Origin of the sequence: Peribacillus glennii (assembly GCF_003429105.1) — a bacterium.
Taxonomy (GTDB): Bacteria; Bacillota; Bacilli; order Bacillales; family DSM-1321; genus Peribacillus; species Peribacillus glennii.
This window is the reverse complement of the sequence record NZ_QVTD01000006.1, coordinates 162951-178770: the sequence shown is the minus strand read 5'-3', so window position 1 is coordinate 178770 and position 15820 is coordinate 162951. Positions and strand designations below refer to the sequence as shown.

Below are 15820 nucleotides of genomic sequence, written 5' to 3'. Positions count from 1 at the left end.
CAAATGAGAGAAATGAGGGATAACATGAGAAATGAGCGTATTTATGAAATCCTGCTTATCCCCTCTAATCTTGGTTTGATCAGGATTCATATTTCCGGATTTGAAACCTTCGAGGATTCGGGCGAAGTTGTTGCCGTTTTAAATGACCTGGTTGTCAAGAAAAGAGGCTACTATAAAAGAAGGATTATTTTAAAGACCTTTATGCAGCTTAACAAACTCATAGCGCATCAGTAAAAGGAACCTGTTCCCGGATGTGGTTTAAGAATCCTCCTTGTGATCACTGGAGGCCATTCTGAAAATCAAGCCAGGGAACCGGTTTTATTTTTATGCTGCCCAGGGTTCTTACATATTGGTTTTGCGAAGCACCTGGTTCATATATTATTTCGAGACAATGGTATAATTTAGCTGAAGGCGTAGCCGATCCAAGTTTCCCAATGATTTGGCCAGGGATTAGAGTTTGGTGAGGAAGCGTGAAGGAGGTACCTAAATGGATGCTATGGAAATATTGACGGAAGTTGAAAGGATTCAGCCATTTTACCAGCCGATATTCAGTGCGGATGAACACCGGGTAATCGGTTATGAAATACTCGGCCGGTTTTCCAGAGGCAAGGAGCATATCAGCCTTGGACCTTTCTTTCAGGATCCGTCCATTCCGGAAGAATACAGGATTGATGTTGATAATTATGTTCTCGAATCAGCCCTTCGGAAAATCCTTGCCAATGAAGAAAACTTCCTGATTTTCATTAACCGGGACCCTAATCTTTTGCTGTTTGACCATGGCGAGAATTTTTTGGATATTCTGAAGAAATATTTGCAACCGGATCAAATGCAGCGGGTTGTCCTGGAGATTTCCGATACGGATTATTCACATAACCTGGAGCCATTGCAGCATTTGCTGACATACTATAAGACGTACGGAATAAAAATTGCACTTGACCATCTTGGCGAAGAAAGCCATTTGAATCGGATTGCCCAAATATCACCACATATTTTGAAGGTGAATTTGGATAAACTTAGGAAAACTGGCGTTGATTCCTATCAGGTCATTCTTTTTTCACTCAGCATGCTGGCAAGAAAGATTGGTGCAAATCTGTTATTTGAGCATATTGAGCAAGAACACCAGCTCATGTTTGCCTGGAAGAACTGCGCCCGTTACTATCAGGGTTTTTATCTTGCCCACCCTTCTGCAAACTTGATCGATAAAAATCTGCTAATGGAAAAATTCCGCAGTGAATGTGAAAGCTTCATAGGTTATGAAAAAAAGAAATTAAACGCGATCTATCAAAAAACGCTGGATTTTAACCAAGAAATCCAATCCTTAATCACCAAGCATAAAAAGCTGGATAATTATGAGAAATTGTTGATGGCTCTTGCGCAGTCCCTGGAATCGATGTGTTTCCGTTTTTATGTTTGTGATGAAAAAGGGTTCCAAAAGTCTCCTAACATCCTCTTGCACAAGAGCGGAAGCTGGATCATCCAGAAGGAGTATCTAAATAAAAACTGGAGCTGGCGGCCTTATTTTTTGGAAAACATCATCAAAATGACGTACGAGAAAAGGGGAATCCTCTCAGACCTGTACAGTGACATCGAGACAGGCGAAATGATCCGTACTTTCTCCTATCCGTTAACAAACGATGACTTTCTCTTTATGGACCTTTCTTACGCTTATCTATACGAAAATGAAGCGCTTCTTTGAAACACGTCTGAATAAAATGGAAAGGCCCGAGTCACTCTAAGCATAAATATACCTTGGAGGGAATGAATCGTGAGCACGTTCATCTGGGTGTTAATGGCTCTTGCTGTCGGAATTGTCCTTGTTTCCCTTGTATACACGCTGGTCGCTGGAAGAACGCAGAAAGCTCTAAAAGGGGAGTATGATACACAAATCGATGAAAAGATCCAGCAACATCCATATTTGCGAAACCCGGTATTCCTTTCATTTGCTCTTTTTTTCATTTTAGTTTTAGGATACATATTATATTGGTCTGTTAAATGATTCATTCTCGGCAGAAGTGCAAGCGGCAATGGAATTGATTAACAGAAAAAAGCCTTCTGATCGATGCCAGAAGGCTTTTTTGACGCCTATTAGATAATGCGAAGCGCCTGTTTTAATTTTTCCTGGTCGAATCCGATTATCACTGTATCGCCAATGACGGTTGTCGGAGTTGAATAAGAACCGTATTTGTCCGTTAATTCAGAACGGGCTTTATTGTCTTTTTTTATATCCCTTTCAGTGAAACTCAGATTGTATTCCTGCAAGAACATTTTCACGATTTTACAGGGAGGGCAGTCTGGTTGTGTATATAAGGTGATTTTCTCCATAAATCGGCCTCCAATTTCTCATTCATTCTCCTGTCATTATACTCTAAAAAGAATGATTTGGGGGCAACTCCTGCTTAGCTTCAAGATTGAAGTTGTTCCTGTTTTAGTAAATAGTCAAGCAAACCCATTGAACATACCCGCAGGTCAAGCGCCAATATTTCATATACAGGGTGGCTGTCCGCAATTCCCTTCTGCCTTAAAAAATCCCTTACCCTGTCATAGAGCCCTTCGGAAAGGGAAGATAGCTTATCTTCGAATGCCCCGTTTGCTGCATGGGCATCTGCAGCTGTTTCAAGAAAAATCGGAAGCCAATACTTTAAATCCCTGTATACTTGGCCGGGATTGGATGAGGCACCAAAATGGCCGAAGTAAATCTTGTCGATTCCCAAGTCTTCATAAAGATCTGCAGCAGCAAGCATGGCCCCAGGATTAAATTGGTTAGGTGACGTGGTTGGCAGATAAAATTCAATATCATCCGGATCCAGTTCCCTGTAATAGATACCTACCGTATCGCCGGAAAACATTCCATTTGAGACCTGATCGTAAATACTGAGATGGTGGTTTGCGTGCCCAGGTGTGTCGAAAAAAGTAAGTATGGATGTTTCTGAGATGGAGAGTGTTTCCCTGTGTTCTTTTATGATGATTCTTTCTGGAGGAATTGGGATGATCGGGTCAAAAAGTGTATCAAAATCATCGCCGTAAACAGCCTTTGCTCCTGCAATGAGCCTTGATGGGTCTTCCAGGTGCCTGGCTCCTTTTTTATGTACAATTACGCTTGCATTCGGGCATTTATCAAGCAACAGCCCCGCTCCACCGGCATGGTCGAGGTGAATATGCGTTAAAATAATGTATTTTATCTCCTCCGGACTGATTCCAAGCTGTGACAGCCCGTCTAAAAGATAAGGGATGGATGGGCTCGCGGATGTTTCTACAATCGTGATATCCCGTTCCCTTAGCAAATAGGTCCCTGTACGGAGCTTCCGGTTTAAATCATTGCCGTCAATTAATGAAATTCTTTTGTCAATTTCGATTATTTTCCCCAAAAAACAACACTCCCGACTCATTTATTCTTGTACAAATTACAGGTAATATTTTATTCTGTTATTAAGGCCCTGTAAAGAAAACTAATTGAATTATTCTGAATTCAGGCCGGTTGTGGTTATTGGATAGAAATATATGATATAGTGAAACCTATGGAAAAAGGTTTCAATTAGAAAGGGGAGGTAACATGTCTCAATTGCAAGGCATCCTTACCAGATTAAAGAATCTTCAGGAGCAAGCGAAAGAAACTGAATCGGCTCAGCGTTTTTTTGAAATAGATGGAGAGAAGAAATGCCAGGTTACATATTTCAGCAAAACGGAAATGTTCGAATTGGAAGTATTCAATGAAAAAACGAAATCATCGAAATATCAGTTTGATAATATCGATATGATTACCATCGAAATTTTTGATTTGCTTCAGTCTTAATCAACCAAACATAATTTCTGATAACCCGTTTTGCCAAAACCAGTGCAGGCGGGTTTTTTCATGCCGGAAAAACCGGCTCCGAATGAAATACTACTAAATACACAACCTAATGGCGGAGGGATGCCAATATGAATATGGATATGCCGGTTGTGATATGCCCGGTCTGTAAGGCCCAGCGTAATATGGATGCTGTCCTCACGGCGCAATCCAACCAAAACGTCATTTACGATTGCCCAGACTGCGGTTATGTACGGAAGAACATTGAAACCAGCAAGGGATGAAAAGATATTTCCTGCAAAAATGCCAAAATCAACTTATATATTAGGCCCCCATATTTCCTTGCCATATGTAAACTATCACAAGAAAGTTTGCCATTCCTGTGATAAACTAGAAGTGGAGAATAAAAAAACAAGCATATGGTAAGGGGTTTTAACATGATCGGTACACATGATGATGAGCTGCTGGAAACAAGCGTGATGGACCTTTTGATTCCATCTGAAAGAGTTGCCCACGTTCAGGTTGCCAATAATTTAGAGCACGCGCTCCTGGTTTTGACTAAAAGCGGTTACACGGCCATTCCTGTCCTTGATCCGATGTATAAGCTTCAAGGCTTGATCAGTACTCCGGTAATTCTTGATTCCATTTTAGGATTGCAGAGAATAGAATTCGAAACGCTGGAAAATAAAAAAGTATCGGAAATCATGAATCGGGATATACCGAGGCTGCGTACGGAGGATGCCATGGAAAAAGGGCTGCAGCTATTGATTGACCACGCTTTTGTCTGTGTGGAAAATGAGGAGGGTGTTTTTGAAGGAATCCTCACAAGGAGAGCAGTCCTGAAAAAGGTTTACGACACCAATAAGGAAAACTAACAAAAAACCGTTTAAAAGCCTCCATTTCGGGGGCTGGTTTATTTTTACGAGTGAGTGTGATTTATGAAAATGGGACAAACAAAAGGCGCTTCCTCGGATGAAAACAGGATCCTGAAACGGCCGTTTATCCTGGCCGCCATTATGCTGGCCATGTTCATGGGGGCCATAGAAGGAACCATCGTTTCGACAGCCATGCCGGCGATTGTCAGTGATCTTGGAGGTTTTTCCCTGTATACCTGGGTGTTTTCCGGTTATTTATTGATGAATGCTGTTACGGTGCTCATATATGGAAAGCTATCCGATTTATTTGGCCGAAAGCCGATTTTAACGATTGGAATCATCATTTTCTTGATAGGCTCAGTGCTTTGCGGATTTGCCGGCTCAATGGAGGAGCTTATCATGTACCGCTTTATCCAGGGGCTCGGTGCCGGCGCAGTGGCCCCGGTAGCAACCACGATCATCGGCGATATTTATGAAAAACACGAGCGAGCCCGTGTCCAGGGTTATTTATCGAGCGTTTGGGGAATCTCCGCCGTCTTGGGGCCCGCGTTAGGAGGAATCCTTGTGGAATCCCTGACATGGCGGCTCGTATTCTGGATCAATATCCCGCTTGGCTTATTATCCATGTTGGGTCTCTGGCTTTTCCTCCATGAAAACATCGAAAGGAAAAAACAGAACATCGATTATCAGGGTGCTTTTCTGCTAACGCTGGCGGTCTGTGCAATCATGCTGATTCTAGTGGAAGGAGGGGTACACTGGGCCTGGTCTTCCCCTCAGGTGATTGGACTGGCTGCGCTAGCTGCCGCTGCCTTGGCACTATTTGTCAGGCAGGAAAAGAAAGTGTCCGAACCGATGATGCCTTTTGAAATTTGGCAGGAAAGATCGATCCTCATTGCAAACATTGTATCTCTTGCTACTGGAGTCATAATCATTGGGCTATCGACATTTCTTCCGACGTTCGTCCAGGGTGTGATGGAACGTTCCCCGACGGTTGCAGGATTCACGCTGACGGCTATGTCGATTGGATGGCCGATCGCCTCCACGATTGCGGGTTACTTGCTTATGAAAATAGGCTTCAAATCTACTTCTGTCCTTGGAGGGGTTTCACTGATCGCGGGAAGCGTGGTATTGGTTTGTATGCCTCCGGATGCGGGTCCTTTGATTGCGGCAATTGGTTCTTTTCTTGTTGGTATCGGCATGGGGCTTACCTCGACATCTTTCATAGTCATGATCCAGGATACAGTAACTTGGGAAAGAAGAGGGATTGCCACAGCGTCGAATATGTTCATGAGAAATATCGGGAATACGGTAGGGGCTGCCCTGCTGGGGGGGATCATGAACTCGCGGCTCGCGGAATATTTGGCTGAAAATAATGGCTCAGGTAAACATTTGACGATTGATTCCGCAAACCTTCTCTTAAACAGCGAAGAGCGAAAGAGTCTCCCTGCAAAAGCTGTGGAGGTTCTGCAGTCAGGACTTACTCTTTCCCTCCATACCGTCTATCTAATCATTCTCCTTTTTGCGGTAATAAGCTTCGTCCTGCTGCTTCTTCTGCCAAAGAAGGAACAGAAAGAGGATTAATGGTTTTTCCGGAATAAAGAGGGCAAATATCCAAGATAAAAAATATTAATCAAGGCAGTGAAGACCATGTCGTTTTCAGAATACCAGCTATTGTCAGTGCTCGCCCAGGAAATGAATATGAGAAAGGCTGCGGAAAGATTATTCGTCTCACAGCCGGCACTGTCACAGAGGCTGCAAACAATTGAAAAGGAGTGGGGGACGAAATTGTTTCTCCGCTCGCAAAAAGGTCTTTCCCTGACTCCGGCTGGGGAAGCGGTTGTCCGGCTCGCCAATGAGATGCTTGCGAAAGAAGAAAAGATTAAGGAAAGTATCCAGGCAATGGAGCATGAAGTGTATGGGACATTGAAAATCGCCTGTGCCACTATTGTCGGGCAAAACTGGCTGCCGAAAGTATTGAAGAAATTCGTGCAAACATATCCGCATGCGAAAATTTCTTTGATCACTGGCTGGAGCAGTGAGATTTTAAGGTCGCTTTATGATGGGCAGGCCCATATCGGGATTATTAGGGGTACGCCGGACTGGAAAGGTGTTAAAAAGCATTTATTCAAAGACATGCTTTATCTTGTGGATACAGAAATGGTCAGACTTGAGCAGGTTTTGGAAACCGACCGGCCATTTATTCAATTTAAGAGCGATTCCAATTATTATCAAGAAATCCAGGATTGGTGGTTTCGCCACTTTCAGACGGCTCCCAAAAACACGATTGTGGTCGACCAGATCGAAACCTGCAAGCAGATGGTTTTCAATGGGATCGGATATGCGATACTCCCGGCGATTACACTGCATGATAAAGATGAAAATATTTTTAAGATCCCATTGTTTGATGAACATAATCATTATTTGGAACGGGATACATGGCTGTGCGGTTATGAATCTTCCTTTCAATTAAAACAGGTCCAGGCTTTTACCGGGATTGTACAGGAACATATACGTGAAAAGCATTAAAGCGCATAAAAACAGGAAAATGCCATTCTTGCTTGATTTTTCATGCTTTGTTTTGGTAAATTATAAAAAGCAATTATACATATCAGGGGGAATCCTTACACATGAAAATGATGGATGCAAATGAGATTATTTCTTTTATTCAAAACAGCAAAAAGTCGACACCGGTCAAGGTTTATGTAAAAGGCCAGCTTGAAGGCATTAACTTTGGCGAGAATGCAAAAACGTTCATTACCGGAAACACTGGCGTCATCTTTGGGGAATGGGCAGACATCAGTGAAGCGATCAACGCCAATCAATCCCTGATCGAGGATTTTGTTGTCGAAAACGACCGCAGAAATTCTGCGATTCCGTTGCTTGACCTGAAAGGAATAACAGCAAGAATCGAGCCTGGTGCCATTATCCGTGACCAGGTGGAAATCGGTGATAATGCCGTTATTATGATGGGCGCTTCGATTAATATCGGTGCCGTGATCGGTGAAGGCACAATGATCGATATGAACGCAATCCTTGGCGGACGGGCAACAGTCGGGAAAAACTGCCACATCGGAGCAGGCGCAGTTCTTGCGGGTGTAATTGAGCCGCCTTCTGCTAAACCGGTTATTGTTGAAGATGATGTGTTGGTTGGAGCTAACGCTGTGGTACTTGAAGGCGTCACGATTGGAAAGGGTTCTGTAGTTGCAGCTGGTGCCATCGTAACAAAGGATGTTCCTCCGTACTCAGTCGTTGCAGGAGCGCCTGCAAAAGTAATCAAGGAAATAGATGAGAAAACGAAATCGAAAACAGAAATTATGCAAGAGCTTCGCCAATTATAAGGGATTGGTTTCCCCGCGGCGATTCATAAAGTTGGGACAGGCGTGGATCCATGATCCACGCCTTCTTTATAAGGAGGAAACATAAAATGGAAGAAGGTCATTCTTTTGTTGCGATAAGAAGGGATTTACATAAAATTCCTGAACCGGGTTTTCAGGAATTTAAAACACAGCAGTACTTATTGAATTATTTAAAAGGCCTGTCATCTGACCGGCTAGAAATAAAGACTTGGAAAACGGGGATTTTTGCTAAAATCCATGGGCACAATCCGTCAAAGACGATTGGGTATCGTACGGATATCGACGGGTTGCCGATCAAAGAGGAAACTGGACTCACATTTGCATCAGAACATGGGGAATTCATGCATGCATGCGGCCATGATTTCCATATGAGCATTGCCCTCGGAGTCCTGACCCATTTCATTTACCATCCCATTGATGATAATCTGCTGTTTATTTTCCAGCCTGCCGAAGAGGGGCCAGGGGGAGCAGAGCCGATGCTGGGAACGGATATCATGAAGGAATGGAAGCCTGATATCATAACAGCGCTCCATATCGCCCCCGAATATCCTGTCGGGACCATCGCCATCAAGGAAGGATTGCTGTTCGCCAACACATCCGAGCTTTTTATTGACCTGAAGGGAAAGGGAGGCCATGCCGCGTATCCGCATGAAACAAACGATATGGTAGTTGCAGCCTGTACGCTTGTCGGCCAGCTTCAAACGATTATCTCCCGAAACATAAACCCGTTGGATTCAGCTGTCATTACCGTTGGCAAAATCACAGGCGGGACAGTTCAGAACATCATCGCAGAAACGGCGAGGCTGGAAGGAACAATCCGCACATTATCGGTTGCTTCCATGGAGAAGGTCAAGAAGCGTATCGAGCAGCTTGTCGAAGGTATCAGGACCGCATACGGGTGTGAGGTTACCATCGATTATGGCAGTATGTACCATCAGGTATACAATGAAGAAACGCTCACAAGGGAATTTATGGAGTTTGCAAATAGTATTGCCGGCATTACCGTCCATGAATGCCGGGAAGCGATGACAGGTGAGGACTTTGGCTATATGCTGAAAGAAATCCCGGGTTTTATGTTTTGGCTGGGAGTAGATTCAGAATACGGCCTGCATCACGCGAAGCTGTCGCCTGATGAAAGGGCGATAGGAAAGGCAATATCACTTTTGAAAGAATACTTCACGTTCAAAGGCTCTGCAAAATAATCATACGCTTAATCTGCTTGTTACCTGTGAATACGATTTTGTTACAAAAAGGTAATGAAAAATTGAAATGCAAATAGTTTGTTCACCGCCAGCGTAAATGATAAAATAATAAAGTCGAAAAAAGTATGATTTTGTCTCATTTTCGATTAGGACGCACCAAACAAGGGTAAGCTGAGAAAGTGGATTAGCTGGTATTGATGATAACACCTTCTTAACAGCTATTAATGAAGGGTCGATTCTCAATTTTTGCTTGTCTATATTGTTAACTGCCCGAAACAAACATAGATGGGAATTCTTTAACTGGATTCTCTGGTGAAAAATACTTACTTGGAGGGATTTCTTGATGCCAGAGCGTATGGTAGGAAAACAAGCGCCTCGTTTTGAGATGGATGCTGTAATGGCCAATAAGGAGTTTGGCAAAGTTAGTTTAGAAGAAAATATGAAAAATGACAAATGGACTGTATTATTCTTCTATCCAATGGACTTCACTTTCGTGTGTCCGACAGAAATTACTGCGATGAGTGACCGTTTCGAAGAATTTGACGATCTTGATGCAGAAGTAATCGGTGTTTCAACCGATACTATTCATACACATTTAGCATGGATTAACACTGACCGCAAGGACAATGGCCTAGGAGATCTTAATTATCCATTGGCTGCTGATACAAACCACGTTGTTTCCCGTGAATACGGCGTGTTAATTGAAGAAGAAGGTGTTGCGCTTCGCGGCTTGTACATCATCAGCCCAGAGGGTGAATTAATGTATTCGGTGGTTAACCACAATAACATCGGCCGTGACGTGGATGAAACCCTTCGTGTTCTACAAGCTCTTCAAACAGGCGGACTGTGCCCGGCTAACTGGAGACCTGGCCAAGAAACACTTTAATCCGGCATTGAAATTGAATAAAGGGCCTAACTCCCATGTTAGGCCTTTTTTAAATAGAATAGTGACATAGATTTTATGGAGGTGCAGGAATGAAATTACGTGAATTAATGCCTGAATTAACTGGAGCAACAGCTTGGCTAAACAGAGAAGTTACCAAAGATGAATTGGTCGGTGAAAAGCCTACACTGATACATTTCTGGTCAGTAAGCTGCCATTTATGTAAAGAAGCTATGCCACAAGTAAATGAATTCAGGGATAACTACAAAGATAAATTGAACGTTGTGGCTGTCCATATGCCCCGTTCTGAAAAAGATTTGGATCTTGATGATATCAAAAACACGGCAGAGGAACATGGAATCAGCCAGCCGATTTTTGTTGACAGCGAATTGAAGCTGAATGATGCGTTCCAAAACCAATACGTTCCCGCTTATTATGTTTTCGATAAAGAAGGAAAACTTCGCCACTTTCAGGCTGGAGGAAGCGGAATGAAGATGCTCGAAAAGCGTGTGAATCGCGTGCTTGATGAAAATGAGAAAGCTTAAATAGTGATAAGGTAAGCTGATGGAGATTTCATCAGCTTTTTTTTGGCCGTTGGAAAAGCTTTTCCTGGCTTGACGGCTGATGATATATACTATCTAAATATGTTGAATTTATGCATTACAGATTTCCCGGAGATTTCTGGCTTGGGGATGGTGAACCAGGCTTTTAATATGCCCTTTAGCACAGCTGAAAGGTTGATCCAACTGCATCGTCCAAGAGAAAGCTAGCTTCTCGCGAGCCAATCAACAGTATTTTTTTTCAAAGTGTAATTTTTACTTTATATTATATAGCTGCTTAAACAAATGGTTATGTGATAAAATATCATCATGTTTAAAGTTAACGCATTTCTGGAGGTAACGTCGTGAAAAAAGAGTTCGCTGTTATCGGATTGGGACGCTTTGGCGGGAGCATATGCAGGGCCCTAGCCGAAGAAGGAATGGAAGTTTTGGCTATTGATATGGATGAGGACAGGGTAAATGAATTTGCGATGATTGCCTCGCATGCAGTTGTGGGTGACACGACTGACGAAAATGTCCTGAAAAGCCTCGGGATCCGCAATTTTGACCATGTCATCGTCGCAATCGGCGATAATATCCAGGCCAGTATCTTGACTACGTTAATGTTGAAGGAATTAGGCGTGACCAATGTAACGGTGAAGGCTCAAAATGATTATCATGAAAAAGTGCTGCGAAAGATTGGCGCTGACCATGTTGTCCATCCGGAACGGGATATGGGACGCCGGATCGCCCACAATATCTCATCCAATAATGTCCTCGATTATTTAGAACTATCCGATGAACATTCAATCGTGGAAATCGTTGCAAGTGAAAAAATGGACGGCCGTTCGATCATCGAAATGGATGTCCGGGCCAGGTACGGGATTAACATCGTAGCGATTAAAAGAGGGAATGAAATTATTGTTTCTCCCCAGGCGAATGACCTTATTAAAAAAGGGGATATACTGATCGTCATCGGAGCTGATAGCGATATCAACCGATTCGAGAAAAAAGTCCTTCAATAGCAACTATATATGTTTGAATTTAAGAATTTAGAACTCAGCATATACTTTTTGCTCATTCATGTGAAACCTGGGATTCAAATGTTTTTCAGTAAAGCTGAAAGGTTGATCCAACTGATAGGCCACGGGAAAGCTTGCTTTCTCCTTGGCCTTTGCAATCGAATCTTACCATGAACCAAAGCCCATGATTTTAATTATCAATGCGTATTATACTTTTATAGCATGGTATCCAGGAAGAATGTCGGGTTGCCCCCATCGAGCAGTTTCTTGATTTTTCTAGAATGAGACAGCCCAATGCCAAATACTTGTTTACATGAGGACAGAAAAAAGCCAACTTTACTGTTGACTTTATTTGAGATACAGTATTCCACAAGTGATATATAGTGTTAAATCTGGAAAATCGAGTCCCCTCCCCGGTGCCCGTTGCCGGAAAAATCCTGACATATTTTGAGCGGGGTATTTCTACCAGCGTTCATCGCACCATTTGTTTTCCTTCTGCCCAAAATCCCTGTTGCGTTTTTTGATATGACACTCAACACAAACAGTTTCAAGATTATCAATATCCAGTGCAAGTTCCGGGTAGTGTTGCAGTTCTTTTATATGGTGAACGACTAACTGAATCTTCTTCGCTTAGCACTTTGGCTATATTTGTTCGTATCAATACGAACTATGCCTTACCGTTTACATTCTTGACATTCCTAGTTGTCACGATGCTTTACTTCCGCACGTAACTACTTCCTCGCTCCACTGTCATAAAACTTACGCTTCTGTTCTCGGACTTTTACTCATTCAAAGAGTTATTACTCCAAAAAAACGCCTACCCATTGGATAAGCGCTTTGATATGATATATGAGTTTAACCGACAAGCAGTTGACCCTTGTCCCTGAAAAAATAGAAAGCGGACCCTGACAAAGCAGTCACGCCTTCTATCCATGTTATATTATTTATAGGATTTTACCATATCCATCAATTGGGATAAGTCATGCTTATCGTGGTCCTTATTGGCAAAAAGAAACACAATGAGCACAATCAAAATATCGAAGTCCACTTTAACATTTACTTGAGCATTGTTTTCAACTTTGTTTGATACAGTATCAGTGTCAACGTTGCTTTGAGCCTGTGCTTGTGCTTGAGCTTGTTGCTGCTTCTGCGTTTGGATAAAAGCTAAAATTTCCTTAGCCTTTTTTTCCATAATGTCGTAATCTTTATCGTAACAATATGACATATTTTTTCCCCCTTTCCTTTTTACTACTGTATTTATATGCTTGACTCTTCATCAGTGAGAGGGTGCTTGTCTTCATTAAATCAACCATTTTTTAACCGGATAAAAATAAATGGAAAGAAAATATCCTTAATGAAGCATTTATATTATTAAAAAAACGAAGATGATTACATTGACGGAAGAAACAAAAGAATACAACGGCTATGACACAACCATTATCTATGACTATAAAAAAAATCCTGATGTTAATTATGGACGATGATAACTGTGGTCACACAATGTTTAAAAGTTCTTGCCAAAGATAATAAGTTCCTTAGAAAATGTAGAAACTGCGGAATGAAAAAAAGCATTTGACTAACAATTGGTTGTAAATAAAAAGCCTAACCAATAGGCTCGTACCACTACGGGCTTGGAGATGAGAAAAAACCCGCTCTATTGGCAGAGCGGGTTTTTTTTGCAGGTAAGAAACTATATAACTTTCTTGCCTGCATAAGGCACAGTACAGGCTAAGTTACGCAACGTCCCGTAGCAGCGCCTTTGTGACCCAGACCTGTGGGCCTAACTGTGCCTCTGTCTTCGCCTTTACAAAAGGCTCGCCAATCGACGAGTTTTTCTAATATTACACTTCCATGATAATCGGCAAAATCATCGGCCGGCGTTTTGTTTTTTCGTAAAGGAATGGTGCAAGTGTATCTGTAATTTCGTTTTTGATTTCTGACCATTGGGTTGTTTTTCTTTCCATCACCCTGTTTAAGTGCTTTTGGATTAAATTTTGGGCATCATTAATCAGGTCCCCGGATTCCCTCATATAGACAAAACCACGGGAGATGATGTCCGGTCCGGCGGAGATCTTGAATTCTTTCATATTTATGCTTACAACGACTACGACAAGTCCTTCTTCGGAGAGAATCCGGCGGTCGCGCAGAACGATGTTTCCGATATCCCCGATACCGCTTCCGTCAATGTACACATTGCCTGAAGGTATTTTTCCGGCAACTTGTGCGGAATTGTCGCTTAGTGCAAGCACTTCTCCATTATCCATGATGAAACAATTCTCTTCAGGCACGCCGCAATCTATGGCGTGTTTTGAATGCATTTTCTGCATTCTGTATTCACCGTGGATTGGCATAAAGAATTTCGGCTTGATCAAACGGAGCATGAGCTTTTGCTCTTCCTCCCCACCGTGGCCTGAGGTATGGATGTCGCTTAACTTGCCGGCGATGACTTCGGCACCGGCGCGGTATAACATATTGATTGTCCGCGATACGCTGATCGTATTTCCCGGAATGGGAGAGGACGAAAAGACAACCGTATCCCCCGGAATGATCTGGATTTGCCTGTGAGTTCCGTTGGCGATACGGGACAGGGCTGCCATAGGCTCACCCTGGCTTCCTGTACAAAGGATTGTTACACGGTTTGCAGGTATCCGGTTGATTTGCTGCGCTTCAATGAAGGTATCCTTCGGTGCGCGGATATATCCTAGGTCAAGGCCGATATTAATCGCCGCTTCCATGCTTCGGCCAAAAACGGCTATTTTGCGTCCGTTTATTACGGCAGCCTCGACAACCTGTTGCAGCCTGTGAATATTCGACGCGAATGTAGCGAAAATGATGCGGCCATCCACCTTGCGGAAGATATTGTCAATCGTCTCGCCGACGCGCCTTTCTGACATCGTAAAATGCGGAACCTCACTGTTTGTGCTGTCCGAAAGCAGACATAGCACGCCTTCTTTGCCGATTTCCGCCATTTTTGTGAGGTTGGCTGGTTCGCCAACTGGGGTAAAGTCGAATTTGAAATCTCCCGTATGAACGATTTGGCCCGGAGGTGTTTTCACTACGATACCATATGAGTCCGGGATGCTATGGGTTGTCCGGAAGAAGCTTACGGACGTTTTTCTGAACTTGATTACATCATCTTCCTGGATTTCGATCATCTTTGTCTGACGGAGCAGGCCGTGCTCTTCCAGTTTGTTTCTCAATAATCCCAGGGCAAGCTTCCCTCCATAAACAGGAATGTTCACTTCCCTTAAAAGGTAAGGGATTCCTCCTATATGGTCTTCATGGCCATGCGTAATGAACAGGCCTTTAATCTTTTCTACATTTTTTGCTAAATAGCTGTAATCAGGAATGACATAATCGATGCCAAGAAGTTCGTCCTCTGGAAATTTAATGCCGGCATCAATGACAATAATTTCATCCTGAAACTGTACTGCATAAGTATTTTTCCCGATTTCGCCTAAACCGCCCAGGGCAAAAACGGCCGTTTGATCGTTTTTTACAAATTTCATTTTTTATAGCTCCAATACTTTAAAGTGTTCATTTTGCTTTTCGTAATCCAGATATGCGCCGGTTACTGGCTGGATGAATTCAATGTTGAAAGGCTCCTGCTTGATCTTCAGGCGCACATCCCTCACTGATTCTCCCTCTATATACATGGTTTTAGTATGCTCACGAATGGCAACTTCTGATGCATCCGCTTGGTAATAAACTTTAAAAATCATGATAATATCTCTCCTATCCTCTAATTAATTGCTTTTTTCATTATATATAAAAACAACAATTTTTTCATGTTTTCCTATCGTCTGTCAGGTAATGTAAGAATTTCATTTAATGGAAAAAAGATGGACACTTAAAGACTGTACAATAAGAATAGGCCCTCCGCAAGTTTTTGAAGGGCCGATAAGCAAAAGTTTATGCGATTGACTTCTTTCTTAATAATCCATTCCATTGTTTTTGCAGCTTCTTGCGCAGCTTTTTCAACATGGCGGATCACGCTCCCCTTATCTTTTATTTTAATGGAATATGAAATAAAGTAAATAAGTCTTTATGGGCAAAAGCGGATTTATCGGCAAAATTTTCTCTGGTTTTACAAATACCGCAGGTTGGCGTAAAATCTCGGAAGCTTCGTTCTTAGTATGTTGATTTTGTATTCCAA

General features: G+C 42.6%; 17 protein-coding genes and 2 pseudogenes. 13 read left to right on the top strand and 6 right to left on the bottom strand.

The genetic code is table 11. The features are described 5' to 3' along the window. Window positions 1-24: 24 nt before the first annotated feature. The 3 genes from D0466_RS12030 (at window position 25) to D0466_RS12020 (ending at window position 1996) form a co-directional block, all read left to right on the top strand. The gene (locus D0466_RS12030; protein WP_117322819.1) at window positions 25-234 is read left to right on the top strand and encodes a hypothetical protein; all 210 of its coding nucleotides are present in this window, start codon (window positions 25-27) and stop codon (window positions 232-234) included. 253 nt (window positions 235-487) lie between these two features. After that, entirely contained in the window at window positions 488-1696 is a 1209-nt protein-coding gene (locus tag D0466_RS12025) for an EAL domain-containing protein (protein ID WP_117322818.1), read from the top strand. A gap of 69 nt (window positions 1697-1765) precedes the next feature. Further along, window positions 1766-1996, top strand: coding sequence for a hypothetical protein (locus tag D0466_RS12020; RefSeq protein ID WP_233522626.1), 231 nt, complete (start codon window positions 1766-1768; stop codon window positions 1994-1996). An 89-nt stretch (window positions 1997-2085) separates the two neighbouring features. Here the strand turns inward: D0466_RS12020 and D0466_RS12015 are convergent, their stop codons facing one another. Further along, window positions 2086-2322: a glutaredoxin family protein gene (locus D0466_RS12015; RefSeq protein WP_117322817.1), complete on the bottom strand. Its 237-nt coding sequence runs from the start codon at window positions 2320-2322 to the stop codon at window positions 2086-2088. Window positions 2323-2402: 80 nt separating this feature from the next. Next, window positions 2403-3365: an MBL fold metallo-hydrolase gene (locus tag D0466_RS12010; protein WP_117322816.1), complete on the bottom strand. Its 963-nt coding sequence runs from the start codon at window positions 3363-3365 to the stop codon at window positions 2403-2405. A 185-nt stretch (window positions 3366-3550) separates the two neighbouring features. Here D0466_RS12010 and D0466_RS12005 point away from each other — a divergent pair, with 185 nt between their 5' ends. From D0466_RS12005 to D0466_RS11960, 9 genes are all read left to right on the top strand, one after another. Next, a complete protein-coding gene (locus D0466_RS12005) occupies window positions 3551-3790 on the top strand; it encodes a YkuJ family protein (RefSeq protein WP_117322815.1) in 240 nt (79 codons plus the stop codon). 434 nt (window positions 3791-4224) lie between these two features. Further along, on the top strand, window positions 4225-4662 hold the full coding sequence (gene cbpB / locus D0466_RS12000) for a cyclic-di-AMP-binding protein CbpB (protein WP_117322814.1): 438 nt from the start codon (window positions 4225-4227) through the stop codon (window positions 4660-4662). Window positions 4663-4725: 63 nt separating this feature from the next. After that, window positions 4726-6243, top strand: a complete 1518-nt coding sequence (locus tag D0466_RS11995; protein ID WP_407675632.1) for an MDR family MFS transporter — start codon at window positions 4726-4728, stop codon at window positions 6241-6243. Between the two features lie 66 nt (window positions 6244-6309). Further along, window positions 6310-7188, top strand: coding sequence for a LysR family transcriptional regulator (locus D0466_RS11990; RefSeq protein ID WP_117322813.1), 879 nt, complete (start codon window positions 6310-6312; stop codon window positions 7186-7188). Between the two features lie 101 nt (window positions 7189-7289). Continuing rightward, window positions 7290-8000, top strand: coding sequence for a 2,3,4,5-tetrahydropyridine-2,6-dicarboxylate N-acetyltransferase (dapD, locus tag D0466_RS11985; protein WP_117322812.1), 711 nt, complete (start codon window positions 7290-7292; stop codon window positions 7998-8000). An 86-nt stretch (window positions 8001-8086) separates the two neighbouring features. Then, complete coding sequence (locus D0466_RS11980) at window positions 8087-9220, top strand: N-acetyldiaminopimelate deacetylase (RefSeq protein WP_117322811.1); 1134 nt, start codon at window positions 8087-8089, stop codon at window positions 9218-9220. Between the two features lie 343 nt (window positions 9221-9563). After that, window positions 9564-10106 carry a peroxiredoxin gene (locus tag D0466_RS11975; RefSeq protein ID WP_117322810.1) on the top strand — a complete coding sequence of 181 codons (543 nt, stop codon included), beginning with the start codon at window positions 9564-9566 and terminating at the stop codon, window positions 10104-10106. Window positions 10107-10195: 89 nt separating this feature from the next. Next, window positions 10196-10648 (top strand): TlpA disulfide reductase family protein, encoded by a 453-nt coding sequence (locus D0466_RS11970; RefSeq protein ID WP_117322809.1) that lies wholly within the window; start codon window positions 10196-10198, stop codon window positions 10646-10648. Window positions 10649-11007: 359 nt separating this feature from the next. After that, window positions 11008-11667 carry a potassium channel family protein gene (locus D0466_RS11960; protein WP_117322807.1) on the top strand — a complete coding sequence of 220 codons (660 nt, stop codon included), beginning with the start codon at window positions 11008-11010 and terminating at the stop codon, window positions 11665-11667. A 459-nt stretch (window positions 11668-12126) separates the two neighbouring features. Here the strand turns inward: D0466_RS11960 and D0466_RS22930 are convergent. Then, window positions 12127-12446, bottom strand: a pseudogene (locus D0466_RS22930) (HNH endonuclease); the annotation flags it as partial. 158 nt (window positions 12447-12604) lie between these two features. Continuing rightward, complete coding sequence (locus D0466_RS11950) at window positions 12605-12889, bottom strand: hypothetical protein (RefSeq protein ID WP_117322806.1); 285 nt, start codon at window positions 12887-12889, stop codon at window positions 12605-12607. Window positions 12890-13049: 160 nt separating this feature from the next. Between D0466_RS11950 and D0466_RS11945 the strand changes: the two are divergent. Further along, window positions 13050-13240, top strand: a pseudogene (locus D0466_RS11945) (hypothetical protein). A 265-nt stretch (window positions 13241-13505) separates the two neighbouring features. On the opposite strand, the gene rnjA reads toward D0466_RS11945, so the two are convergent. Together rnjA and D0466_RS11935 are read right to left on the bottom strand one after the other, a co-directional pair. Next, window positions 13506-15173: a ribonuclease J1 gene (rnjA, locus tag D0466_RS11940; protein ID WP_117322805.1), complete on the bottom strand. Its 1668-nt coding sequence runs from the start codon at window positions 15171-15173 to the stop codon at window positions 13506-13508. 3 nt (window positions 15174-15176) lie between these two features. Beyond that, window positions 15177-15386 carry a DNA-dependent RNA polymerase subunit epsilon gene (locus D0466_RS11935; RefSeq protein ID WP_117322804.1) on the bottom strand — a complete coding sequence of 70 codons (210 nt, stop codon included), beginning with the start codon at window positions 15384-15386 and terminating at the stop codon, window positions 15177-15179. Between the last annotated feature and the right edge of the window lie 434 nt (window positions 15387-15820).

Coding starts and splice junctions, on each gene's coding strand:
- D0466_RS12025 (WP_117322818.1), top strand. CDS start 488: ATGGATGCTATGGAAATATTGACGGAAGTTGAAAGGATTCAGCCATTT.
- D0466_RS12015 (WP_117322817.1), bottom strand. CDS start 2,322: ATGGAGAAAATCACCTTATATACACAACCAGACTGCCCTCCCTGTAAA.
- rnjA (WP_117322805.1), bottom strand. CDS start 15,173: ATGAAATTTGTAAAAAACGATCAAACGGCCGTTTTTGCCCTGGGCGGT.
- D0466_RS11950 (WP_117322806.1), bottom strand. CDS start 12,889: ATGTCATATTGTTACGATAAAGATTACGACATTATGGAAAAAAAGGCT.
- D0466_RS11935 (WP_117322804.1), bottom strand. CDS start 15,386: ATGATTTTTAAAGTTTATTACCAAGCGGATGCATCAGAAGTTGCCATT.
- cbpB (WP_117322814.1), top strand. CDS start 4,225: ATGATCGGTACACATGATGATGAGCTGCTGGAAACAAGCGTGATGGAC.
- D0466_RS12030 (WP_117322819.1), top strand. CDS start 25: ATGAGAAATGAGCGTATTTATGAAATCCTGCTTATCCCCTCTAATCTT.
- dapD (WP_117322812.1), top strand. CDS start 7,290: ATGAAAATGATGGATGCAAATGAGATTATTTCTTTTATTCAAAACAGC.
- D0466_RS11970 (WP_117322809.1), top strand. CDS start 10,196: ATGAAATTACGTGAATTAATGCCTGAATTAACTGGAGCAACAGCTTGG.
- D0466_RS11995 (WP_407675632.1), top strand. CDS start 4,726: ATGAAAATGGGACAAACAAAAGGCGCTTCCTCGGATGAAAACAGGATC.
- D0466_RS11990 (WP_117322813.1), top strand. CDS start 6,310: ATGTCGTTTTCAGAATACCAGCTATTGTCAGTGCTCGCCCAGGAAATG.
- D0466_RS11975 (WP_117322810.1), top strand. CDS start 9,564: ATGCCAGAGCGTATGGTAGGAAAACAAGCGCCTCGTTTTGAGATGGAT.
- D0466_RS11980 (WP_117322811.1), top strand. CDS start 8,087: ATGGAAGAAGGTCATTCTTTTGTTGCGATAAGAAGGGATTTACATAAA.
- D0466_RS12005 (WP_117322815.1), top strand. CDS start 3,551: ATGTCTCAATTGCAAGGCATCCTTACCAGATTAAAGAATCTTCAGGAG.